At 64.1% G+C, this 22,282-nt stretch carries 20 protein-coding genes; 9 read left to right on the top strand and 11 right to left on the bottom strand.

Annotated features, from left to right (window positions below):
* Positions 1 to 67 precede the first annotated feature (67 nt).
* A complete protein-coding gene (locus tag AAFN88_RS14010) occupies positions 68 to 325 on the top strand; it encodes a hypothetical protein (protein WP_347520951.1) in 258 nt (85 codons plus the stop codon).
* Between the two features lie 18 nt (positions 326 to 343).
* Here the strand turns inward: AAFN88_RS14010 and AAFN88_RS14005 are convergent, their stop codons facing one another.
* From AAFN88_RS14005 to AAFN88_RS13980, 6 genes are all read right to left on the bottom strand, one after another.
* Positions 344 to 1,420, bottom strand: coding sequence for an SPOR domain-containing protein (locus tag AAFN88_RS14005; RefSeq protein ID WP_347520950.1), 1,077 nt, complete (start codon positions 1,418 to 1,420; stop codon positions 344 to 346).
* 142 nt (positions 1,421 to 1,562) lie between these two features.
* A complete protein-coding gene (locus AAFN88_RS14000) occupies positions 1,563 to 3,674 on the bottom strand; it encodes an ABC transporter ATP-binding protein (RefSeq protein ID WP_347520949.1) in 2,112 nt (703 codons plus the stop codon).
* A gap of 11 nt (positions 3,675 to 3,685) precedes the next feature.
* Positions 3,686 to 4,573, bottom strand: coding sequence for an ABC transporter permease (locus tag AAFN88_RS13995; RefSeq protein WP_347520947.1), 888 nt, complete (start codon positions 4,571 to 4,573; stop codon positions 3,686 to 3,688).
* Between the two features lie 11 nt (positions 4,574 to 4,584).
* Entirely contained in the window at positions 4,585 to 5,517 is a 933-nt protein-coding gene (locus tag AAFN88_RS13990) for an ABC transporter permease (protein WP_347520946.1), read from the bottom strand.
* A gap of 158 nt (positions 5,518 to 5,675) precedes the next feature.
* Positions 5,676 to 7,391, bottom strand: coding sequence for an ABC transporter substrate-binding protein (locus tag AAFN88_RS13985; RefSeq protein WP_347520944.1), 1,716 nt, complete (start codon positions 7,389 to 7,391; stop codon positions 5,676 to 5,678).
* Positions 7,392 to 7,853: 462 nt separating this feature from the next.
* The gene (locus tag AAFN88_RS13980) at positions 7,854 to 9,086 is read right to left on the bottom strand and encodes an alpha/beta fold hydrolase (RefSeq protein ID WP_347520942.1); all 1,233 of its coding nucleotides are present in this window, start codon (positions 9,084 to 9,086) and stop codon (positions 7,854 to 7,856) included.
* A 161-nt stretch (positions 9,087 to 9,247) separates the two neighbouring features.
* Here AAFN88_RS13980 and AAFN88_RS13975 point away from each other — a divergent pair, with 161 nt between their 5' ends.
* The 5 genes from AAFN88_RS13975 to AAFN88_RS13955 all read left to right on the top strand — a co-directional run bounded on the left by AAFN88_RS13975 (position 9,248) and on the right by AAFN88_RS13955 (position 13,691).
* A complete protein-coding gene (locus AAFN88_RS13975) occupies positions 9,248 to 9,859 on the top strand; it encodes an NUDIX domain-containing protein (protein WP_347520941.1) in 612 nt (203 codons plus the stop codon).
* A gap of 121 nt (positions 9,860 to 9,980) precedes the next feature.
* Positions 9,981 to 10,991, top strand: a complete 1,011-nt coding sequence (locus AAFN88_RS13970) for a cysteine synthase A (RefSeq protein ID WP_347520940.1) — start codon at positions 9,981 to 9,983, stop codon at positions 10,989 to 10,991.
* A 48-nt stretch (positions 10,992 to 11,039) separates the two neighbouring features.
* Entirely contained in the window at positions 11,040 to 11,747 is a 708-nt protein-coding gene (locus tag AAFN88_RS13965; RefSeq protein WP_347520939.1) for an alanyl-tRNA editing protein, read from the top strand.
* 52 nt (positions 11,748 to 11,799) lie between these two features.
* Positions 11,800 to 12,675, top strand: a complete 876-nt coding sequence (gene sseA, locus AAFN88_RS13960; protein WP_347520938.1) for a 3-mercaptopyruvate sulfurtransferase — start codon at positions 11,800 to 11,802, stop codon at positions 12,673 to 12,675.
* Positions 12,676 to 12,677: 2 nt separating this feature from the next.
* Positions 12,678 to 13,691: a GNAT family acetyltransferase gene (locus tag AAFN88_RS13955; protein ID WP_347520937.1), complete on the top strand. Its 1,014-nt coding sequence runs from the start codon at positions 12,678 to 12,680 to the stop codon at positions 13,689 to 13,691.
* On the opposite strand, the gene AAFN88_RS13950 is transcribed toward AAFN88_RS13955, so the two are convergent.
* The 5 genes from AAFN88_RS13950 to AAFN88_RS13930 all read right to left on the bottom strand — a co-directional run bounded on the left by AAFN88_RS13950 (position 13,678) and on the right by AAFN88_RS13930 (position 19,399).
* Positions 13,678 to 14,757 (bottom strand): radical SAM protein, encoded by a 1,080-nt coding sequence (locus AAFN88_RS13950; RefSeq protein WP_347520936.1) that lies wholly within the window; start codon positions 14,755 to 14,757, stop codon positions 13,678 to 13,680. The genes AAFN88_RS13955 and AAFN88_RS13950 overlap by 14 nt on opposite strands.
* Positions 14,758 to 14,897: 140 nt before the next feature.
* Entirely contained in the window at positions 14,898 to 15,647 is a 750-nt protein-coding gene (locus AAFN88_RS13945; protein WP_347521676.1) for an amino acid ABC transporter ATP-binding protein, read from the bottom strand.
* Between the two features lie 83 nt (positions 15,648 to 15,730).
* Positions 15,731 to 17,047, bottom strand: coding sequence for an amino acid ABC transporter permease (locus AAFN88_RS13940; RefSeq protein ID WP_347520935.1), 1,317 nt, complete (start codon positions 17,045 to 17,047; stop codon positions 15,731 to 15,733).
* 16 nt (positions 17,048 to 17,063) lie between these two features.
* Positions 17,064 to 18,254 carry an amino acid ABC transporter permease gene (locus AAFN88_RS13935; RefSeq protein WP_347520933.1) on the bottom strand — a complete coding sequence of 397 codons (1,191 nt, stop codon included), beginning with the start codon at positions 18,252 to 18,254 and terminating at the stop codon, positions 17,064 to 17,066.
* A gap of 125 nt (positions 18,255 to 18,379) precedes the next feature.
* Positions 18,380 to 19,399 (bottom strand): amino acid ABC transporter substrate-binding protein, encoded by a 1,020-nt coding sequence (locus AAFN88_RS13930; RefSeq protein ID WP_347520931.1) that lies wholly within the window; start codon positions 19,397 to 19,399, stop codon positions 18,380 to 18,382.
* Positions 19,400 to 19,774: 375 nt separating this feature from the next.
* On the opposite strand from AAFN88_RS13930, the gene metC reads away from it, so the two are divergent.
* From metC to modA, 3 genes are read left to right on the top strand one after another with little or no spacing between them, the layout of a single operon-like run.
* On the top strand, positions 19,775 to 21,016 hold the full coding sequence (gene metC, locus AAFN88_RS13925; RefSeq protein WP_347520930.1) for a cystathionine beta-lyase: 1,242 nt from the start codon (positions 19,775 to 19,777) through the stop codon (positions 21,014 to 21,016).
* Positions 21,017 to 21,067: 51 nt separating this feature from the next.
* Positions 21,068 to 21,466 (top strand): phosphoribosyl-AMP cyclohydrolase, encoded by a 399-nt coding sequence (gene hisI, locus AAFN88_RS13920; protein WP_347520928.1) that lies wholly within the window; start codon positions 21,068 to 21,070, stop codon positions 21,464 to 21,466.
* A 4-nt stretch (positions 21,467 to 21,470) separates the two neighbouring features.
* Positions 21,471 to 22,265: a molybdate ABC transporter substrate-binding protein gene (modA, locus tag AAFN88_RS13915; RefSeq protein ID WP_347520927.1), complete on the top strand. Its 795-nt coding sequence runs from the start codon at positions 21,471 to 21,473 to the stop codon at positions 22,263 to 22,265.
* The last annotated feature ends 17 nt before the right edge of the window (positions 22,266 to 22,282 follow it).

Here is a 22,282-nt window from a genome sequence, read left to right as displayed (position 1 = left end):
TCTCAAGACGGGCGCGCAGCGGTTAACGAAAGGGAAAGAGGTCCTGACTTAGCCTAGCCGAGGTCAAATGCAAGCAATACCGGAGCGTCCTTCCGTGCCGAAGTACGACGTGAAACTCCAGTTGGATGACGAAGAGCACCAGATTCACCTGGAGATCTATCAGCAGGTCATCTCGGCGCACGAGCAGACCGAAGAAGAAGTCGTCCACCGTGCCAAGCAGCAGTTCCGCCATTGGGCGGAGGGCCGCGGGCCGGAATGGAAGCTTGTCGCCCTAAGGGTGCCTTTCGCAGCGGTCACCGATAGTGAGATCCGCGTCACGCATTGAGGGGAAACCACCCCGCGCCTAGCGCACCACCACGAAGCAGGCCTGCCCGGCATCGATGAGATTGTCGCAGGCCGCCGTCGCGCCTTCCTCCGTGCCAAAGGCGCCGGCCTGGACACGATAGAAGACGCCGCGCTCGCCCAGCTTGGCCTCTTCAACCACCAGCCTCAGGGGCTCCAGAACCTGCGGGTATGCCGCCTGCAGGCGCCGCCACTCACCGACGACGTTCTCCTCTTTCTGAACCGCGGAAACCTGGACCAGAATGCTGCCCGCCGGTGCGTTCCAGGCAACCGCGGCGAAGGCCGCCGCGGCTTCAGCCGTCTCCGGCCGCGCCGCCGCCTCATCCGAGGGTCCCGAAGCGGCCATTTGCAATGACGCCGCCTGCCCCGTCTCCGCGGGATTACCGGCTTCCGGCACCTGCGCCGCCGCCTCCATAGGTTCCAGCGGGGGCTCCGGCCGATCTTGCGCGGGCGGGGAACCGGCCGCTGCCGGGGCTGCCGTCGAAATCGCAGTCGGATCGGCCGCCTCACCGCTCCCGTCCGCGGATTGAGGCACGGGCGCGTCCTTTGGCACGGGCGGGAATTTCGGCGGCGGCGGCAGGCGCGATTCCCGCCAATCCCGCTTCACCGGCGTCGGGGGCTCGGTCGTCGCGGGTGCCACGGCTTGACCTGGCGGCGGCAGTTCCCGGGCGCTGACCTGTTCCACCGGCGCTGCGGTTACCTCGGGCGGCACCGGCCTTCCCGCCGCCTCCGCCCGCTTCCGCGCCCGCTCCCGGGCACGTTCGGCCTCGCTCTTCGGTCCCTCGTCGTTGAACGCGGATTCGAAGGTGAGACGCTCGCTGCTATAGACCACGTCGCTATCGCCGGCGACCAGGCCTTCGGCCAACTCGCCTTCGTCAACCAGTGTCGGACCTGCGTTCAGGTTCAGATCCCGTGACCAAGGCTGCGGCTCGCTGGGCTGGGGCGGCGGCGGTGGCGCTTTGGCCTTCTGGGGCACCAGCGGCGGGTCTGATTCCGGTGGCGGGCCGACCTCTATGGTGCAGGCCGCCAGAAGCAGAGCCGACAGGGTCAGGCAGGCCACGGCCGCCGGGCCGCGCATTATGGTTAATCTTTCCGCCGCATTCATGACGCCGAAGGTACGACCCGGCGCGCGTTCCGGCAAGCGCCGCAACGCCGATACGGCGTGACACAAAGGCGGTAGGCCGGATACCCCGGTGCCCCTCCCCTCAGCGCCGGGCGCCCTACTCCGCCGCCGGGGGCGCGGCATCCTTGGCCATCACGATCACCGGTTTCATCTCCCGCAGCGTCTCCATCGAAAGGTGACAGGCGATCCGGTGTCCAGGCGTGGGCTCGACTACGGGGGGAACCTCGGTTTCGCAGACCGGGCCGATTTTGTGCGGACAGCGAGTGTTGAAGACGCAGCCCGCCGGCGGGTTGGTCACCGAGGGCAAATTGCCTTCCAGAATGATCCGTGTCTTCTCCACCGAGGTGTCGGCGATCGGCACCGCCGAGAGCAGAGCTTCGGTATAGGGATGATAGGGCGGTGCAAAGACTTCGTCGGTGGTCCCCTGCTCGACGATGTGGCCCAGATACATCACCACCACACGGTCGGCCAGGTAGCGCACGAGGCTGAGGTCGTGGCTGATGAAGATCAGGGTCGTGCGGTAGGTCTTTTGAATATCCATCAGGAGCCCGGTAACGGCTGCCTGCACCGAGACGTCCAGGGCCGAGACAGGCTCGTCGGCCACCACGGTGGTCGGGTTGCCGGCGAAGGCCCGCGCGATGCCGACGCGCTGCTTCTGCCCGCCGGAAAGCTGGCGCGGCCGGCGCCTTGCGAACTCACGCGGCAGCTTCACGAGGTCCAGCAACTGCATGACGCGCTGCTCGACCTTGTCCCGATCCGATTCAACGCCGAACTTGCGGATCACCCGGGCCAACTGCGCTCCGACGCTGTGGCTGGGATTGAGAGTGTCGAAAGGGTTCTGAAAGATCATTTGCATGGAGCCGACCTGCTCGGGCGAGCGGTTCTGCACCTCCTCCTGCGAAATGTCCTTGCCGTTGAACACCACCTTGCCGTCGGTTGCCGTCTCCAGGCCCATCAGCACCTTGGCGAAGGTCGACTTGCCGCAGCCGGACTCGCCGACGACAGCCACGGTCTCGCAAGACCGGGCATCGAAAGTGATGCTCTCATTGGCCTTCACGTAACGCACCCGCTTGCCGGAGATCATGGCGGCTATCGAGTTGTCGGTCAGCTCGTAGTACTTCTTCATGTTGTCGATGGAGAGCACAACATCGCCGGCCTCCATCTCGCCGGCCCCGACACCCTCGGGATGATAGCTGTCCCAATCGATGACCTGCCAACGGCGGCAGCGCACATCGTGTCCGGGTTCGTCCGGCACCTGGGTCATGGCCAGGTTCTCGCGATCGCAGAGGCCACCTTGGAAAAAGTCGCAGCGCGGCCCGAAGTAGCAGCCCGGTGGGCGCTGGTGGGGCAACGGCAGTTGACCGCGGATCGGCACCAGGGGGCGCGCCGTCTTGTCCGCGCCCGGCAAGGGGATGCAGCCGAAGAGTCCCTTGGTATAGGGATGGCGCATATGGTCGAAGACCTCGCCCACCGTGCCGCTCTCGACCACCACACCCGAGTACATGACGTTCACCCGGTCACAGGTCTCCAGGATGAGACCCAGGTTGTGCGAGATGTAAACCATCGAGGTGTTGAACTTCCGGGCGATCTGACCGATCAGTTCGATGATGCCGGCCTCGACCGTCACGTCCAGCGCCGTCGTCGGTTCGTCCAACAGCAGCAGCGAGGGATTGGACAGCAGCGCCATGGCGATGACCACGCGCTGCTGCTGCCCGCCGGAGATCTGGTGCGGGTAAACCGACATGATGCGGTCCGGGTCCGGAAGGTTCACATCGGCCAGCATCTGCCGGCACCGCTTGTAGGCTTCCTGCTCGCTGATATTCTCGTGACACAGCGGTACCTCCATGAGCTGCCTGCCCAAGGTCATGGAGGGGTTCAGCGAGGCCATGGGTTCCTGATAGACCATGGCGATCTCGTTGCCGCGCAATTGACGCAGTTCCTCGTCGCTGAAGGTCGCCATGTCGCGACCCTTGTAGAAGACCTGCCCACCGACGATGGCCCCGTTCCCGCCGAGATAGCGCATGATGGCCATGGCCACGGTCGACTTGCCGCAGCCGGACTCGCCGACCAGGCCGATGCTGCCCCCTTGCTCCAAGGTCATATTGAAGTCGATCACCGCGGGAATCTCGCCGGCCCTGGTGAAGTAGGAAATGCACAGGTCGCGGCATTCCAGGACCGGACCGTCGAAGCTGTGGCTTTGGCTCGGCATCTCCCTCTCCCCTAGTCGCGCAGCGAGACTTCACGCAGGCCGTCGGCCAGCAGATTGAACCCCAGCACCAGCGAAGAAATCGCGATGCAGGGGAAGACCGCGAGCATGGGATCGACGATGGCGTACTGCCGGAGTTCGGAGACCATGCCGCCCCAATCGGGGTCGGGCGGCGGCAGGCCGAGGCCGAGAAATCCGAGAGTTCCGATGGTGATCACCACGTAGCCCAGCCGCAGGCAGGCATCGACGATGAGGGGGCCGCGGGCGTTGGGAAGGATCTCCACCAGCATGATCCGCCAGACCGATTCACCACGCGTCTCGGCGGCGAAAACGTATTCACGATTGCGCAGGTCCAGCACCAAGCCGCGCACGATGCGCATGACCCCGGGCGCCGATGCGAAAGTCACCGCGATCACGATATTCGACCCCGACGCGCCGATGGTGGCGATGATGATGATATAGAGGACCAAGACCGGGAACGAGAGGATGACGTTCGCGATAAAGGACAGCACGTCGTCCGTCACTCCCCGGCGATAGCCCGCGGCCAATCCCATGGGGATACCCACCAGATAGGCGCAAAAGGTCGCGAGAGGCGCGTAGAGCAGAACCTGCCGCGAGCCATGGATGATCCGCGAAAGCAAATCGCGGCCAAGATGATCCGTGCCCAGCCAATAGATGCCGGCGCCGTCCATAGAGACAGATCCCGGCGGCGCCAGCGGCAGCCCCGGTTGGTTCGGCGGAAAGGGTGCGAGCACGTCGGCGAAGATCGCCACCAGCGCCCAGAAGACGATGATGCCCAAGCCGATCATTCCGACCCAGCTTTCACGGATCAGAGCCAGCCCCAGGACGAAACGCAGCAGCCGAGAGTCGCGGCGCGGCACGGAAACAGCTTGCTCGGTCATGGCGCCCCCTCCTAGCTGAATCGAATTCGCGGGTTGAGATAGGTATAACCGATATCCGCCAAGGTCTGTGTCATCACGGCGACGAAGACGGCCACCATGGCGCAGGCTTCGATGAGATAGATGTCGCTGTTCAGCGAAGCCTCGTAGAGTAGGCTGCCGAAGCCTTTGTAGGCGAAGGCGACCTCGACGACGATCACGCCGGAGAGTAGCCAGTTGATCTGCAACATGATGACGGTGAAAGGCGCGATCAGCGCGTTGCGCAGCGCGTGCTTTCGGATCACCTGACCATAGGGCAGGCCCTTGAGGACGGCCGTGCGGATGTAGTGCGTCATCATCACTTCGGCCATCGACGCCCGGGTCATGCGCGCCACGTAGCCCCAGTCGTAGATCACCAGGACCATCACCGGAAGAACGAGCTGCACCGGATCGAACCCGTCGGCCATGCCGCTGGTGCCCGGCAACAGAGGCCAGGTGAAGACGAAAAGCCCGGACAGAAAAACGGCGCTGGCGAATTCGGGGACCGAGGTGGTGAGCACCGCCAACACCGAAACGCCGCGGTCGCGGCCGCCGCCTTCGCGCATACCCGCGACGACACCCAGGGTGAGGCCGATCATCGAAGCGATGAACAGCGCGATACCGCCCAGGATGGCGGTGTTCGCGAGCCGCGGCCACATGACGTCGCTGACCGGCACCTTGAAGCGCACGGAGTCACCGAAGTCGCCTACGACGAAGTTGGCCAGCCAGCGCAGGTAACGCCAGACCGCAGGGTCGGTATAGCCGTTGCGCTCCAACCAGATCTCACGCTGTTCCTGCGAGGTGTAGGGTCCGAGAACTTTCGTGGCAACGCTCTCGACATTGATCTCGAGCAGCAGGAATACCAGAATCGATACGACCAGCATGGTCAAAGCCATGGTGCCGAAGCGCCGAACGATAAAAACCAGCATCGCGATCTAGCCTTCCGGTCCCAACTATCTGCTTAGGAGGTTTCGCCGGAGTGTTCCCGGCTACCCCTCGCCCAGGCCGCCTCGCAAGTCCGGCGACAGGGGCCCGCCGCAGCAAAAGGAAAAGGGCCGCGGCACTTCACGACCGCGGCCCTTCTCGTTCAACCCAACCAAACGCTATTAAACTGGTGATAGCGGGTCGGGTGAGTCTGATAGGCTTTGACGTTGTCCTTCGCCGCCGTGAAAACGGAGCGGAAGAAAGGCTGCACCATAACGGCATCGTCCTGGAGGATTTTCTCCACCACCGCCATCTGATCGCGCCGCTTGGCGACATCGAGGATGGACTCCGCCTTGTCCAGGGCCGCATCGAACTCCGGATTGCTGTAGCCGGATTCATTCCAGGGCACGCCACTGCGGTAGGCCAAGCTCAACACCATGGTCCCAAGCGGGCGGTGGGTCCAGGAGGTCAGGCTGAACGGCGCCTTGTTCCAGACTTCCCAGTACTGAGCCGAAGGCATGACGTTGATGGTGATGTCGATGCCGGCCTCTGCGGCGTTCTCCTTCAGAACCTGCACGGAATCCTGCTCCCAGGTGCCGTCGGTGTTGCCGACATTGCAGGTTACTTGGATACCGTTGGGGAAGCCGGCCTCGGCCAGCAATGCCTTGGCTTTCGCCACGTCGCGTTTCAGCGGCGGCAGCTTGGCGTACTCCGGATGAATTTCCCCAACGTGATGGTTCTCGCCAACCGAGCCCATGCCGCGGTGTGCGAGCTTCAGGTTCTGGGCATTATCGGACGCAAGCACCATCGCCTGGCGAACCTTCCTGTTGTCGAAGGGCGCATTGTTGACGTTCATGCGGATGACGCCGGTCTGGGCGGTCACAGCCTGAGAGACCACAACGCCGGGAATGCGCTCGGCAATCTCCAGGGTCGGGATGCCAAGGCGGTAGATCGCATCGACCTGGCCCGATGCCAAGGCGGCGATCGCCGCCGAGTCATCCTCGCCCGTGTCGATGTAGCGAATCTCGTCGAGGTAGACATCGCCGCCCCAATAGGCCTCGCTGCGCCGGCGCAGCACGCACTCTTCGCCGACGGCGAACTTCACCAGCTCGAAGGCACCGGTACCGACGGGGTTCTTGGAGAAGTCGCCGCCGTCCTTGGTGAAGTTCCGGTGCACGATGGCGGTCGGATAGTTGTAGAGGTTCTCCGGCATCGACAGGACGGCCGAGTTCAGATGCAGGCGCACGGTGTGGTCGTCGACCTTCTCGACGGCCCCCTCACTCATGCGTTTGCCCATCTTGGCACTGCCGTCATCGTTCTTTTCTCCGGTGTCGTACTCTTCCGTCATGGCGGAGAAGAGGCCGAGATTGGAGGAACCGGTCGCCGGATCGAGCCAGCGGGTGAAGTTGAACACCACGTCGTCGGCGTTGAAATCGTCGCCGTTGCTCCATTTCACGCCCTGACGCAGCTTGAAGGTCCAGGTCTTCAAGTCGTCGGAGGCTTCCCAGCTTTCCGCCAGATAGGGCCGCGTGATGTTGTCCGGGCCGGTGATGGTCAGGTACTCGATGATATGGCGAGCCTGGTTGGACTTCTGGGTCCAGTCGAAGGTCGCGGGATCGACCATCTCCTGCACCTGCATGGCGACGCGCAGGGTGCCGCCCTTCTTCGGGGTTTCAGCCGCCGCTTCCTGAACCAGGCCGCCGCCGGTCGGGTCGCCGGCGAAGGCGTAGGCCGAAGCCGCGGACACTCCCAGAAACGCCGCCAGACGCACGAACTCCCGTCTGTCTATCCTATTGCTCTCATACTGGTCGCAAAGATTCTTCACGCCGGGGTGCAACGGCTTCCCGTTGATGCTTTCCAACTCGTTCTTCTTCGTCATTTTCTCGGTCTCCCTGTGAGATTTCCTTTGGCCGCCCGGCCGGCGCCTCAGCAGGCCGATCGGCCATTTCTCATGATTCTCAGCGTCTTCGTCTCGCTCGAATCCCGACCACAGCTTTCTGCATGCTGCGCCGAAACATGCATAACCGCCGGCTGGAACTCCGCGGTTCTTGAGAATCGCTCGGCCTCGTCACGAATTGGTCAGTCATGGATGATCGTGCCGGCAGGCCATAAATCACGGCAACAGACACCTCTGCCGGCCAGCGATCGCCCGCAACCTTCTCGCTCCCTCTGCACTTTCAAACGCCCCTCTGCCCTGCCGCCTGGCGACAGACCGTCGCCAAGCCTCGGCTTATTTTGTTTCTTTTCAACGACAAGCCTAACAAACTCTAGTCCTGGCGGAAACCCACGAGTAGCAGCGGTGCGACAGCCAATACAACAGAAGCGACGCGCGGCGGGCAGGTCAGTCGAAACGCCCGTCGGCTTTCGTCTCGATGAGGATTTCGCTTTCGAGAGTGCGGTGGACGGGACATTTGTCGGCAATTTCCATCAGCCTTTGGCGCTCCGCGTCGTCTAGATCGCCGTTGATCCGAATGGTCCTCTGAATCCGGTCGATCTTGCCGCTTCGGGTTTCGCAGGTCTCGCAGTCTTCGGCGTGGATCTTGTCGTGCGACAGGATCACGCGGGTCTTTTCCAGCGCCAGGCCTTTGCGCTCAGCATAGAGCCTCAACGTCATCGAGGTGCAGGCGCCAAGTCCCGCCAGCAACAGGTCATAGGGCGATGGCCCGCTGTCCAGCCCGCCATAGCTCACCGGCTCGTCGGCGCGCAACCGGTGTGGACCCGCCGCGATGCGCTGGGTGAACTTGCCTTCCCCGGTTTCCTCGACCACCACCGTTCCTGTAGCGGCATTCAATTCCGTCGGCGCTTCCTCCCGGCAGATGTAGCGCCCGGCCCAGGCAGCCAGCACATCGGCCACATAGACCGCATCGGCCTTGCGGCTCAGCAAGTGATCGGCGTCGTCCAGGGAGACGAAGCTCTTGGGATGCTTGGCGGCAAGAAAGATGCGGCTGGCGTTGTCGATGCCGACGGTCGCGTCGCGTGGTGCGTGGAACACCATCAGCGCCTTGCGCAGGTCGGCGACGGCCCTTTCCAGCTTATGATTCTCGATATCCTCCAGGAACTGCTTCTTGATGCGGAAGGGCCGCCCGACCAGCAGGACCTCCGCCTCGCCCGCAGCCTCGATCTCCGGGCGTGCCTCGGTGAAGTGGGCGGCGACGTGCGCCGGGTCTGCCGGCGCCCCGATGGTCGCCGCTGCCGTGGCTTCCGGGATCTGCGCGGCCGCCATCAGAACCGCCGCCCCGCCCAAGCTGTGGCCGATCAATAGCTTCGGCGCCGCGTGGGTCCGGCGCAGGTAATCGGCGGCACACAGAAGATCCGCGATGTTGGAGGAGAAGTTGGTGTTGGCGAAATCGCCTTCGCTGGCGCCCAAGCCGGTGAAATCGAAGCGCAGCACGGCGATGCCCTGCATCGCCAGAGCACCGGCGATACGGCTGGCAGCGAAGATGTCCTTGTTGCAGGTGAAGCAGTGCGCAAAAAGCGCGTAGGCCCGCGGTCTCCCGGGCGGCAGGTCCAGACGCGCAGCCAGGATATCGCCACCGGCGCCCGAGAAAGTCACCTTCTCGCTTCTGATCGACATCTCACACCCTTCCCATTTCCGCGTCGTCCGGCGATCGCAACACGGCGGCCCCGCCCAGGCAAGCGGTGGGAATGCCGTTGGGTCCGCCGGCGCGCCTCGGCTAAGGTTGCGCCGCCTCCGTACCGGGGGCCTGCGATAACCCGATAACAGGACCCGTGTTGATGAGCGACGCCACCAAGGACCGCCGTGTCGAAATCCTGGAAAAAACCACAGCCTTCAAGGGGTATTTCCAAGTCGACCGCTATCGCTTGCGCCACCATACCTTCGACGGCGGTTGGACCGGAGAGATGTCCCGCGAAATCTTCGAGCGCGGCCACGCCGCCGCGGTCCTGCTGTACGACCCGGCGCGCGACCAGGTGGTGCTGATCGAACAGTTCCGTCCGGGCGCCTATGCCGCCGGCATGGAGCCCTGGCTGATCGAAATCGTCGCCGGCGTCATCGAGCCCGGAGAGGACCCGGATACGGTCGTGCGCCGTGAAACTCAGGAGGAGGCCGGCTGCACGGTGGGCGAGCTGCTGCCCATCGGACGCTTCCTGACGACGCCGGGCGGCTGTTCCGAGACCGTCGTTATCTACTGCGGACGCATCGACAGCCGCGGCGTCGGCGGCATTCACGGCCTGGATCATGAACATGAAGACATCCGGGTGCTGCCCTTGGCGCGCAGCGAGGCCCTCGCCCGCCTGGCCTCGGGGCAGATCACAAATCTCATCACGGTCGCCGCTCTGCAATGGTTGGCCTTGAATTACACAGATGTTATGCGTATTTGGAAGTGATCTACAGCAAAATGTGTCAAAATGCTGGAGCATCCCTTGAACCCCCTTGGCCGGGGCAGCTACTCTCGCCGGCCAGGCGCCCCCTCTCCGGCGGTGGCGTCTCAGCAAGGAAGAAGAAGAAATGGACGTCTGTGACGGTTTTGTCGGCGCGATCGGCAACACCCCCCTTATCCGCCTGCGCAAACTCTCCGAAGAGACCGGCTGCGAAATCCTGGGCAAGGCGGAATTCCAGAATCCCGGCGGCTCGGTGAAGGACCGGGCCGCCTGGGCGATCATCAAGGACGCCGAGGAGCGCGGGACGCTGCGGCCGGGCGGCATCATCGTCGAGGGCACCGCCGGCAACACGGGCATCGGCCTGGCCCTGGTGGCCCGGGCGCGCGGCTACCGCTGCGTCATCGTCATCCCCGATACCCAGAGCCAGGAAAAGAAGGACATCCTGCGGATTTCCGGGGCCGAGCTGAAGGAAGTGCCCGCCGTGCCCTACCGCGACCCGGATAACTACGTCCATGTCTCGGAGCGCCTGGCCAAGGAACTGAACGAGAGCCATCCCCAGGGCGCCATCTGGGCCCGGCAGTTCGACAATGTCGCCAACCGGCGCGGCCACTACGAGACCACCGGCCCGGAGATCTGGGCGCAGACCGACGGCAAGATCGACGCCTTCGTCAGCGCCGTGGGCACCGGCGGGACATTGGCCGGCGTCAGCCAGGCCCTGAAGGAGCGCAACAAGGACGTTGTCATCGGCCTGGCCGACCCCATGGGCGCGGCCCTTTACAACTACTACGCTCACGGCGAGCTGAAGGCTGAGGGCTCCTCCATCAGCGAGGGTATCGGCCAGGGCCGCATCACCGCCAATCTGGAGGGTATCGAGGTCAACGAGCCCTTCCAAATCCCGGACAGCGAAGCGATCCCTTACGTCTTCGACTTGCTGGAGCGAGAAGGTCTCTGCCTCGGCGCCTCCACCGGCATCAACGTGGCCGGGGCGGTGCGTATGGCCAAGAAGTTGGGGCCGGGACATACAATCGTCACCATTCTCTGCGATGGCGGCATGCGCTATCAAAGCAAGCTGTTCAATCCGGCGTTCTTGCGCGAAAAAGGACTGCCGGTGCCGGCTTGGCTCGGCTGGCGGGGCTGATACCCCCGAAATCGAGGGCCCGATTAGAGAAGCGGAGAGAGGCGAAACATGGAACTGCTGTTCAGGGATGACCCCTACCTCAAGTCCTGCGATGCCACGGTCACGGCGAGCGGGCCGGAGGGCGTACGCCTGGACCGCACGGTCTTCTACCCCACCGGCGGCGGCCAGCCGGGTGACTGCGGAACCCTGATCCTGGAAGACGGCAGCCAACTGCGCGTCATCGATGCGGTCAAGGGCGAGACCCACGAAGACGTGGTCCACGTCCTGGAGGACGGCGCCGCCGCGCCCGCCCCCGGCAGCAAGGTCACGGCGGAAATCGACTGGGACCGCCGCCACAAGCACATGCGCATGCACACCTGCCTGCACCTACTGTGCGCCGTCGTCACCGGGGACGTGACCGGCGGACAGATCGGCGCCGAGAAAGGCCGGCTCGATTTCAACCTGCCCGATACCCAGCTCGACAAGGAGCACCTCACGGCGGAGCTCAACCGCCTGGTCGCGGAGGACCATCCTGTGGCGCCGCGCTGGATCAGCGAAGAGGAGTTGGCGGCACAGCCCGATCTGGTGCGCACCATGTCGGTGAAGCCGCCCATGGGCGGCGGGCGCGTGCGCCTGCTCGACATCGCCGGGGTCGATCTGCAACCCTGTGGAGGCACCCATGTGGCCCACACCGGCGAGATCGGCCGCGTGCGCGTCGGCAAGATCGAGAACAAGGGCCGCCAGAACCGGCGCATCAACATTCTGTTCGACGAATAAGAACCCGCAGCAGCCCGCAGCGGCGGGCCTTCGGGAGGAAGTGAAAGCAACGATGGTCGATTTTGCGAAGGACGCGCTGGTCTCCACCGAGTGGCTGGCCGAGAACCTGGGGGCGCCCGACCTGCGAGTCGTGGACGCCAGCTACTACCTGCCGGGCGAAGGCCTGGATCCCCGCCGCGAGTTCGAGGCGCAGCACATCCCCGGCGCCGTCTTCTTCGACATCGACGACATCAAGGACCCGGCGAGCGATCTGCCACACATGGTGCCGCCGCCGCACATCTTCTCCTCCAAGGTCCGCAAGCTCGGCCTCGGTGACGGGCTGCGCCTGGTGATCTACGACCAGCGCGGCATCTGGAGCGCCCCGCGGGTCTGGTGGACCTTCCGCTATTTCGGCCACCGGGAGGTGGCGGTGCTGGACGGCGGCCTGCCGAAATGGATGAACGAAGGCCGCCCGGTGGAAGACGGCGAGGCGCATCCTGAAGAACGTCACTTTACCCCGCGGATCAACAGCTTCCTGCTGCGCGACCGCAGCCAGCTTCTGGCCAATCTGGAGAGCGGCGGAGAGCAAGTGCTGGACGCCCGCGGCCGGGGCCGCTTTCAGGGCAGCGATCCGGAGCCCCGCCAGGGTCTGCGGTCCGGCCATATCCCCGGCAGCCGCAACCTGCCTTTCGTCGAGGTCGTCGAGCAGACCCGGCAGACCCTGCTGGACGACGACACCTTGAAGGAACGCTTCGCCGAGGCGGGGGTCGACCTTAACCGCCCGGTGATCGCCACCTGCGGTTCCGGCGTCACCGCCGCGGTGCTGAGCCTGGCGCTGCATCGCCTCGGCCACCGCGACGTGGCCGTTTATGACGGCTCCTGGTCCGAATGGGGCCTGGAAGGCGACACGCCGGTCGAAACCGGCCCAGCCACGGCCGAGCAGTCTTGACCTTGCCGGAAATCAGGTCCTACGGCGACGAAGATTTCGCCGGCTGCACCGCGCTGTGGGAGCGCTGCGGCCTCACCTGCTGGTACAACGACCCCGATCTCGATATCGCCCGCTGGCGGTCCAGCAGCAACGCCGAGATCCTTGTTGCCGAAGGCGAAGGTCAGGTTGTCGGCACGATCTGCTGCGGCCATGACGGCCACCGCGGCTGGCTGTACTATGTGGCGGTCGACCCGGCCCACCAGGGTGCCGGCCTGGGGCGCCGCCTGGTGCGCCGCGCGGAGGACTGGCTTGCCGAACGGGGCATCCTGAAGATCCAACTGATCGTGCGGGACAGCAACCGGCCGGTGATCGGCTTCTATTCGGCCGTCGGCTATGCCTACACGCCCCATGCGATCTTGGCGCGCTGGCTGGACCTGCCGAAAGCGCCACCGGAGGGCGTTGCTCTGCCGCCGGAGGTGGAGCTGGCCGCCGGGCGCGACCCCAGGGTCCGCTTCACCATAACCTACCTGGAGATGACCGAGCGCCCGTCCCTGGCCCCGGCGCATCCGCCGATAAAAACGAAATATGCCCTGATGCTGGCCGAGCAGCCAACCGTGGGCTTCTACCGCTATCTCTACAACTCCGTCGGCGGCGACTGGCGTTGGTGGTATCGCCGCCAGATGAGCGACGAAGACCTGGGCGGCATCCTTGCCGACGACAGGGTCGAAGTCTTCGTGCTGTATGTCGACGGCGCCCCCGCCGGTTACTTCGAACTCGACCGCCGCGAGGAACCGACCATCGACCTCGCCTACTTCGGGCTCATGCCACACTGCGTGGGACGCGGCCTGGGGCGCTATCTGCTCCATTCAGCCATCGAGCAGGCCTGGAGCTACGAGCCGGAGCGTCTGACGGTCAATACCAACACCATGGACCATCCGCGCGCCCTGCCCCTCTACCAGCGCATGGGCTTCGTGCCCTACCGCCAGGAGGAGCAGGAAATCATCGACCCGCAGATCAGCGGCATCATTCCGGCTTAGCCGCCTCCGCTCGCCGGCGCTGCAAATTCCGCGCCCGCATTCGCTGCAGCAGCACCTCCCGTTGTTCCGGCGGCCTGTAGTAGGCGCAGCCCCGGCACTGTTCCGGCGGCCGCCCGGCGCTAAGCGCCGCGTCGATTTCCCGGCGCCTGTTCAGCACGGCCTCCACGGGGGTGATGCCCAGTTTCCCCAGTCCATGAGCCGCGGCATCCTTCACCATGCAGCAGCTCAGCAGAGCGCCGTGGCGGTCGACATAGAGACCGCCCCTCACCCAGGGGCAACCGTGCAGTATCGGGAAACGCCTGTGCATCTCGGGATAGAAGTGGCCGCTCTGCGCGGCCTGCCTGGTCATCGCACGCACCTTGGGATCGCTGTTGCGCAGGCGCAAGAGACGTTGCGTGTCCGCCTCGTCCAGGAACTGCGCCGCGACCTCTTCGTCATAGACCTTGCTGAAGGCGTCCATGCGGCTCAGCGGCTGCACCGTCGCGCCGCCATCCATACCGAGTTCCTCGTAGAGCGCGGCAATCTCCGGCAGGCGCTCGACGGTGTGCTTGAGGACAGTAATGGCGAAACCGACCAGCGGCCGGTCCAGACCGCGCGCCCTCCTGGCTTCCAACAGGCGTGCGATGCCGGCCTTGACCTTGGCGAAGCTGCCGCCGCGGATGTCCCGGAACTCGTCCTCATCCGGTGACTCGACGGAAACGTTGATCGCCTCCATGCCGAGATCGAGAATGGCCGCGACCCGCTCCTCCGACAACAGGCTGCCGTTGGTGATCATCGACAAGCGGATGCCGCGCGTTCGTGCCCGCCGCGCCATCGCAAAGAACCCCTTGTGGAGCAGCGGCTCGCCCTCGCCCTGCAATTCGATGTGCTCCACCTCCGGAAAGGCCTCGAGCAGGCGGTCGAAATCCTCGACCGCGAAATCCGTCTGATCCATCTGCCTCCCGCTGCAGAAGCCACAGATGAAATTGCAGCGCGTCGTCGGCTCGAGTTGAAGGAAGGCGACCTTGCCGCGTGACGCCGCGCCGGGCGACCCGCCGTCGCGACGTGCCCCTCGAATCTCACTCATCCTGCTGCCCCAAGGTGTTTGCCAAAGCCATATTACCAATCGCCCGCGAACGGACCGTTGAGACTCGCACTGCGCTGAGAAAGGAAAAGGGCGCCGGGACCCGCAGTTGCGGCTCCGCGGCGCCCTTCGCGCGACGGTGGTTAGTGGTGCAGGATCTGGCTGAGGAAGAGCTGCGTGCGCGCCGACTGTGGATTGTTGAAGAACTCTTCCGGCTCGTTCTCCTCAATGATCTCGCCGCCGTCCATGAAGATCACCCGGTTGGCGACCTTGCGCGCGAAGCCCATTTCGTGGGTCACGCAGAGCATGGTCATGCCGCTCTCGGCGAGGCTGACCATCACGTCCAGCACCTCGGAAATCATTTCCGGGTCCAGCGCCGAGGTCGGCTCGTCGAACAGCATGATGCGCGGATTCATGCAGAGCGAGCGGGCGATGGCCACGCGCTGCTGCTGGCCGCCGGAAAGTTGCCCCGGATATTTGGCCGCCTGCTCGGGGATCTTCACCCGCTCCAGGTATTCCATGGCGACGTCCTCGGCTTCCTTCTTCGGCATCTTGCGTACCCAGATCGGCGCCAGAGTACAGTTCTCCAAAACCGTCAGATGCGGAAAGAGATTGAAGTGCTGGAACACCATGCCGACCTCACGGCGGATCTCGGCAATGTTCTTCACATCGTGGGTCAGCTCAATGTTATCGACCAGAATTTTGCCTTTCTGGTGTTCCTCCAGGCGGTTGATGCAACGGATCATGGTCGACTTGCCGGACCCCGAAGGACCGCAGATCACGATACGCTCGCCGCGGTTGATCGTCAGGTTGATGTCCTTGAGGACGTGAAACTCCCCATACCATTTATGCATGCCGATGATCTGGATCGCCACTTCATCGGAGATCCGCATCTGCGGGGCAGCAGCAACATCAGACATCCAGTTTAGCCTCCTTGTTCGGCCCGCGCCGGGCGCTTGTTGATCCGGCGCCGGCCTTAGCGCTTATGGCCGGTATGCAGTTTCTTTTCCAGGTACGTCGAATAACGCGCCATGCTGAAGCAGCAGACGAAGAAGAGGATCGCCGTGAAGACATAGACCTCTTCCGGCAAGCCCTGCCACTTGGCGTCGGACAGCGACGCGCGCCCGACGCCCAGAACGTCGGTCAAGCCGATGATCACCACCAAGGTCGTGTCCTTGAACAGGCCGACGAAGGTATTGACGATACCGGGGATGGAAATCTTAAGCGCCTGCGGCAGCACGATCAGCCGCATCGACTGCCAGTAACGCAAGCCCATCGCGTCGGCGGCTTCCGTCTGCCCCTTGGGAATGGCCTGCAGACCGCCACGCACCACCTCGGCGATATAGGCCGAGGAAAACAGCGTGACCATGATGAGCACCCGAAGGATCAGATCGAAGGTCGTGCCCGGCGGCAGGAAGTAGTTCAGCATCGTCGAAGCGACGAAGAGTAGCGTGATTAGTGGCACGCCGCGGATGAACTCGATGAACATGACGCAGAGGGTGCGCACGATGGGCATATGCGAACGCCGCCCGAGGGCGAGCAAGATGCCGAGCGGGAGCGAGGCGACGATGCCGGTAACGCCAATAATGGTGTTAAGGGCAAAGCCACCAAGCTTCGTTGTCTCGACGTTCTCCATCCCGACCTGCTCAACCAACACCCATCCGATTGGCTTGAAGAACGGATACACGATCCATGACAGAATCCAGAAGATCAGCCCGAAAATATCCCCAAGAAGAGTCCACACCAACGCGATGGGATTCAGGTTCGAGACGGCATCTCCATACGCCTGGAACGACGGAACAAAGATCCCAGGGTTGTCCATATTGAACGCCGCCGGCCCGATCAGAAGGATGAAAGCGATCAGCGGGAAAATAGCCGTGTAGATGAACCAGTACTTCCGATAGGGGGCCTTATCCCAAAGCACCGGCAGCAGCGCCAAAATGAACAGCACGGCCGTCAGGTTGATGCGCCAGTGCAGGTGGTCCGGGTAGAAGCCATAGAGGAATTGATCGAAACGGATGGCCGGCAAGGCCCAGCAGGCGCCGTCGGCAATCTCCCTGCACCCCTCACGCGAATCGGCGTTGATCACCGAGTCGAAGATGGCCCAGTTCAAGAGCCCCGGCACGATGAGGTAAAGCAGGTAGAGCGAGACCACCGTCAGGATGATGTTGAGCGGCGAGCCCAGCAGGTTCTCCCTCACCCAGGCGATCGGGCCGCTGGTCAGCAGCGGCGGCGGCAGGTCCGGGTGGTTGCCGGGTTCGTAGCTGCGGGGTTGAGTCGCGGTATCAACCATATCGTCGCACCTCCCCTCAGCGTTCCACCAGCGCGATGCGCCGGTTGTACCAGTTCATGAAGGCGGAGATCAGCAGCGAGATGGTCAGATAGACCATCAGTAGCAGGATCATGCACTCCATCTCCTTGCCCGTCTGGTTCAGCGTGATGCCGCCAAGGGTCGCGGTCACGTCCATGTAGCCGATGGCGATCGCCAGCGAAGAGTTCTTCGTCAGATTCAGATACTGGCTGGTCAGTGGCGGCACGATCACACGCAAGGCCTGCGGGATAATGATCAGCCGCATGGTCCAGGTCGGCTTGATGCCAAGCGCGTAGGAGGCCTCGGTCTGGCCATGGCTTACCGCCTGAATGCCGGAGCGCACGATCTCGGCGATGAAAGCCGCGGTATAGAGCGACAGGGCGAGCCACAAGGCCGTGAACTCCGGTTTCAGCACCATGCCGCCCTGGAAATTGAAGCCCTTCAGCGCGGGCGCATCCAAAGACATCGGCATGCCGGCCACGAAAAAGGCGATCACGGGAAGCCCGATGATCGCCGCAACGCCGATAGAAAAGACCGGGTAGATCTGACCGGTCGCTTCTTGGTGTTTCTTGGCCCAGCGGCTGAATATGATCATGCCGGCGATGGCCGCCACGAAAACGATTGCCACGAATGCGAAACCGGGCTCGAAAACCGGGCGCGGCACATAGAAGCCGCGATTGGTCAGGAACACGTCGGCCATCGGGTTGTAGGCATTGCGCGGCACATCCAGCGAAGTGACGATGACGCCATGCCACAGCAAGATTTGCAGCAGCACCGGAACATTGCGCACGAACTCGATGTAGCAGTAGACGAGGCGGTTGATCAGCCAGTTGTGGGACAGCCGCAACACGCCGAGGATGAAGCCCAAAATGGTTGCGAGCACGCAGCCGCAGAAAGCCACCAGGGCGGTGTTCAACAACCCAACGACCGAGGCGCGCAGATGCGTGTCGCGCGAGTTGTAGGGGATCAGCGACTGGTTGATATCGTAGCTGGCGGGAGCTTCAAGAAACTCAAAGCCAAAGGTCTTGCCAAGGGCTTCCAGGTTCTGAACCGCGTTGGTGATGATGAAGGAGAGGAAGAGGAAGACGCCGGCGATCACCAAGATCTGCATGACCACCGCACGGTAGCGTTTGTCCGACCACAGTTGGCCCAACGAAAAGCTTTCAGAATCCTGTTCGATTGCGGCCATGGGTGCTCCCAGCTACGACGATTCCAGGAAGATTTTCATCAAGCGATGCAAAAGCCTAGGGGAACGCCGACGGCTTGCGCCGGCGTTCCCTGGCTCATGTCATGCTTCGATCAACCGTCGAGCGGCTACCGAACCGGCGGCGAGTAAATCAGGCCACCGTCCTTGTACTGGGCGTTGATGCCACGCTCCAGGCCGATCGGCGTGTTCGAGCCGATGTACTTCTCGAACACTTCGCCGTAGTTGCCGACCATCTTGATGATGTTGTAGCCCCACTTGGCGTCGAGGCCCAGCATCTCACCCATGTTGCCTTCGACCCCGAGCAGGCGCCGGATCTCCGGGTTGTCGCTGTTGGCGACCATGTCGTCGACATTCGCGGAGCTCACGCCATATTCCTCGGCGGTGATCATCGCATTCAGGGTCCAGCGGACGACGTCGCCCCAAGGCTCGTCACCCTCGCGGACGAGCGGGCCCAGCGGCTCCTTGGAGATGATCTCCGGCAGGATGATGTGATCGGCCACGTTATCGAAGGCGGCGCGCGAAGCGGCAAGGCCCGAGGCGTCCGTCGTGTAGACATCGCAGCGGCCGGCCAAGTAGTTGGTGCGTGCCTCTTCGTTGGTCTCGATCGGCACCGGCTCATAGCTCATGTTGTTGAGCCGGAAGTAGTCCGCCAGGTTCAGTTCCGTGGTGGTGCCGGTCTGAATGCAGACCGAAGCGCCATCCAATTCCTTGGCGCTGTTGACGCCGAGAGCCTTGGGAACCATGAAGCCCTGGCCGTCGTAGTAGTTGACGCCGATGAAGGTGAGGCCGAGGTCGGCATCACGGCTCAGCGTCCAGGTGGTGTTGCGGGCCAGCATGTCGATCTCGCCGGACGCCAGCGCGGTGAAGCGGGTCTTACCGGTGGTCGGTGTATACTTGACCTTGCTGGTATCGCCGAAGATCGCCGCGGCGACGCCCTGACACACCGCCGGGTCGAAACCCTGCCAGTTGCCGGAATCGTCGGTGAAGGAGAAGCCCGGCACGCCGGTCGACACGCCGCATTGGAGGAAGCCCTTGGCTTTGACGTCATCCAGCGTCGCGGCATTAGCCCCGGCAGCGCCAACTACGGTGAGGGCGCTCGCCGCAAGCAGAACCTTCAATTTAGACATGGAGTAACCTTCCCTGCTGTTCACAGTTTATTGTCTTAAGGTGGACCGCGAGCCCCGCTCTCACAACCTGCATATAGTCGTTAGACAGCCAGCTTCCGGCGGGGTTATTCACGCCACACCCGCGAACCATGTCTCAGTCTTTGAGGAAAGGCAACAGCTTGCTAAACGGGCTGTGTGGAAAAAATACCGGTCCGCCTGCGCCTTCGTCGGAGCCGCGGCGGAAAAGCCGGACCAGGAGACCAGGCTGCATCGCTGCAGATCACCGGTTGCGAAACGGCTTGGCTAACGCGGGGCGATAGGTAAACCTTCGAAGCCCATCGCGCAGCCGGGGCCGGCCGCCCCGACCCCGGCGGAAACCAGTGGATTCCAGTTCGTATGAAGAAAACCGCCGCACGTCATCCGGAAACGCTGCTCTCCCATCTGGGCCGCGATCCGGCATCCCATTTCGGCACCGTCAACACCCCGGTCTACCGCGCCTCCACCCTGCTGCACGACAGCATGGAAGCCTTTCAGGAAGCGGGCCGCCGCGGATTGAAGAAGGGAACAAGTTCCTATGGTCGGACGGGCACCCCGACCACCTTCGCCTTCGAGGAGACCGTCGCCGCCTTGGAGGGCGGCTACGGCGGCATCGCCGTCTCTTCGGGCCTCCAAGCCGTAGCCGTGACCCTGATGACCTTCGCGCAGACCGGAAAGCACTTCCTCATACCCGACAGCGTCTACTTCCCGACCCGCAAGATCTGCCACGACCTGCTGCGGAACCTGGGCGTAGAGACGACCTTCTACGATCCGACACTGGGCGCCGGCATCTCCGAACTGGTGCGCGACGACACGGCACTGATCTACATGGAATCGCCGGGCTCCCTCACCTTCGAGGTGCAGGACGTTCCGGCCATCGTCGCGGCGGCCAAGGCCGCGGGCGCGGTCACCGTAATCGACAACACCTGGGCCACTCCGCTCTATTTCCAGCCCTTCGGGCACGGCGTCGACATCGTGCTGCACGCCGCCACCAAATACATGGTCGGCCATTCCGATGCCATGCTGGGCGTGGTGGTCAGCGGCGAGCAGCACTACGAGCGCCTGCGCCGCACCAGCCAGTATCTCGGCTGCGCGGCGGCTCCGGACGACGTCTACCTGGGGCTGCGCGGCCTGCGCACGCTGGCAGTGCGGCTGGAACGCCACCAGGCCAACGCCCTGGCCCTCACGGACTGGCTGGGCCAGCGCCCGGAGGTCGACCGCCTGCTCTACCCGGCCCTGCCCGGCGACCCGGGCCATGCCCTGTGGAAACGCGATTTCACCGGCGCCTCCGGCCTCTTCGGCTTCACGCTGCAGCCCTGCTCCCGCGAGGCGGTGCTGGCCTTCATCGACGGCCTGGAGCTCTATGGCATCGGCGCCAGTTGGGGCGGCTACGAGAGCCTGATCCTGCTCACCGATCCAGCCAGCATGCGCACGGCGACGCGCTGGGAGCCGGTGGGGCCGACCTTGCGCATCCACGCCGGATTGGAGCACGCCGACGACCTGATCGCCGACCTGGAAGCCGGTTTCGCACGCCTGGCCGCGATCGACCCTAAAGCCGGCGGCGGCGGAATTCATGGTGGAAAAGCCGCCTGCGCAGGCTAAGAGAGTGCCCGCAACCCAGGGAACCCAAAATCCCCTTCAGGAAAACCGACGATGAGTGAACTTACCCCAGAGCTGGACGAGGCCGTCTCCTTCGATGACAAGGGCCTCGTCTGCGCCGTCGCCCAGCAGCACGACAGCGGCGAGGTCCTGATGGTGGCCTGGATGAACCGCGAGGCCCTGGCGGAGACCTTGGCCAGTGGCCAGGTGTGTTACTGGTCGCGCTCGCGCGGCAAGCTGTGGCGCAAGGGCGAGACCTCCGGCCAGACCCAGAAGCTGGTCGAGCTGCGCGTCGACTGCGACGGCGACACCCTGCTGCTGCGCGTCGACCAGAAGGGCGTGGCCTGCCACACCGGACGGCGATCCTGCTTCTACCGCGCCGTCGCCGCCGACGGCAGCCTGACCGAGGTGCTGCCGGTGACCGCGGACCCCGACGAGCTCTACGGAGCCTGATCTCATGACCGCCCGGCTGGCGCGCCTTCTCCGCCTCTGTGGCCTCCTGCTGACCCTCTTCGTGGCCTTGCCGGCCGCGAGAGGAGAAGCCGGCGAACCCGTCACGCTCTTCGCGGCGGCCAGCGCCACCGACGCCGTGAACGAGATTGCCGAGGCCTATGCCGCACGGACCGGAGGCTCGATTCGCCCGGTGGTCGCCGCGTCCTCGACCTTGGCACGCCAGATTTCCCAGGGTGCCCCGGCCGACCTCTTCCTCTCGGCCAACGTGGAATGGATGGACCACCTGGAGGCCCGACGGCTGCTGCTGGACGGCAGCCGCGTCCCGCTGCTGTCCAATCGCCTGGTCCTGGTCGCCCCCGTGGGTTCGCCCCTGCGCCTGCGCCTGGCGCCGGAACTGGACCTCGCCCGGCTGCTGGGCACGGGCCGCCTGGCGATCGGCGATCCCAATCACGTACCGGCCGGCGTCTATGCCCGCCAGGCCCTCGAAAGCCTCGGCCTTTGGGACCAGGTCGCCGGCAAGCTCGCCCAGGCCAGCAACGTGCGCGCCGCCCTGGCACTGGTCGACCGCGGCGAAGCCGCAGCCGGCATCGTCTATGAAACCGACGCAGCGATTTCGCCGCGGGTGCGCGTCGTCGACAGCTTTCCGTCTGCGGCGAGTCCCAGAATTATCTATCCCCTGGCGATCGTCGCCGGGCGCGACCGTCCGGAGGTGCGCCGGGTCTACGAATTCCTGCGAAGCGCAGAGGCCACGGCGATTTTCGGCAAACACGGCTTTACGCGGCCCGCCCTCGGCAGTTAGAGGAATGTCCGTTCACC

Source organism: Pelagibius sp. CAU 1746 (genome assembly GCF_039839785.1).
GTDB lineage: Bacteria > Pseudomonadota > Alphaproteobacteria > Kiloniellales > Kiloniellaceae > Pelagibius.
The sequence above is the reverse complement of the archived record's forward strand: the minus strand, read 5'-3'. Positions and strand labels throughout refer to the sequence as shown.

Coding starts and splice junctions, on each gene's coding strand:
- AAFN88_RS13985 (WP_347520944.1), bottom strand. CDS start 7,391: ATGACGAAGAAGAACGAGTTGGAAAGCATCAACGGGAAGCCGTTGCAC.
- modA (WP_347520927.1), top strand. CDS start 21,471: ATGACCGCCCGGCTGGCGCGCCTTCTCCGCCTCTGTGGCCTCCTGCTG.
- AAFN88_RS13980 (WP_347520942.1), bottom strand. CDS start 9,086: ATGTCGATCAGAAGCGAGAAGGTGACTTTCTCGGGCGCCGGTGGCGAT.
- AAFN88_RS13975 (WP_347520941.1), top strand. CDS start 9,248: ATGAGCGACGCCACCAAGGACCGCCGTGTCGAAATCCTGGAAAAAACC.
- sseA (WP_347520938.1), top strand. CDS start 11,800: ATGGTCGATTTTGCGAAGGACGCGCTGGTCTCCACCGAGTGGCTGGCC.
- AAFN88_RS13995 (WP_347520947.1), bottom strand. CDS start 4,573: ATGACCGAGCAAGCTGTTTCCGTGCCGCGCCGCGACTCTCGGCTGCTG.
- hisI (WP_347520928.1), top strand. CDS start 21,068: ATGAGTGAACTTACCCCAGAGCTGGACGAGGCCGTCTCCTTCGATGAC.
- metC (WP_347520930.1), top strand. CDS start 19,775: ATGAAGAAAACCGCCGCACGTCATCCGGAAACGCTGCTCTCCCATCTG.
- AAFN88_RS14000 (WP_347520949.1), bottom strand. CDS start 3,674: ATGCCGAGCCAAAGCCACAGCTTCGACGGTCCGGTCCTGGAATGCCGC.
- AAFN88_RS13940 (WP_347520935.1), bottom strand. CDS start 17,047: ATGGTTGATACCGCGACTCAACCCCGCAGCTACGAACCCGGCAACCAC.
- AAFN88_RS14005 (WP_347520950.1), bottom strand. CDS start 1,420: ATGCGCGGCCCGGCGGCCGTGGCCTGCCTGACCCTGTCGGCTCTGCTT.
- AAFN88_RS13970 (WP_347520940.1), top strand. CDS start 9,981: ATGGACGTCTGTGACGGTTTTGTCGGCGCGATCGGCAACACCCCCCTT.
- AAFN88_RS13930 (WP_347520931.1), bottom strand. CDS start 19,399: ATGTCTAAATTGAAGGTTCTGCTTGCGGCGAGCGCCCTCACCGTAGTT.
- AAFN88_RS13945 (WP_347521676.1), bottom strand. CDS start 15,647: ATGCGGATCTCCGATGAAGTGGCGATCCAGATCATCGGCATGCATAAA.
- AAFN88_RS13965 (WP_347520939.1), top strand. CDS start 11,040: ATGGAACTGCTGTTCAGGGATGACCCCTACCTCAAGTCCTGCGATGCC.
- AAFN88_RS13990 (WP_347520946.1), bottom strand. CDS start 5,517: ATGCTGGTTTTTATCGTTCGGCGCTTCGGCACCATGGCTTTGACCATG.
- AAFN88_RS13950 (WP_347520936.1), bottom strand. CDS start 14,757: ATGAGTGAGATTCGAGGGGCACGTCGCGACGGCGGGTCGCCCGGCGCG.
- AAFN88_RS13935 (WP_347520933.1), bottom strand. CDS start 18,254: ATGGCCGCAATCGAACAGGATTCTGAAAGCTTTTCGTTGGGCCAACTG.
- AAFN88_RS14010 (WP_347520951.1), top strand. CDS start 68: ATGCAAGCAATACCGGAGCGTCCTTCCGTGCCGAAGTACGACGTGAAA.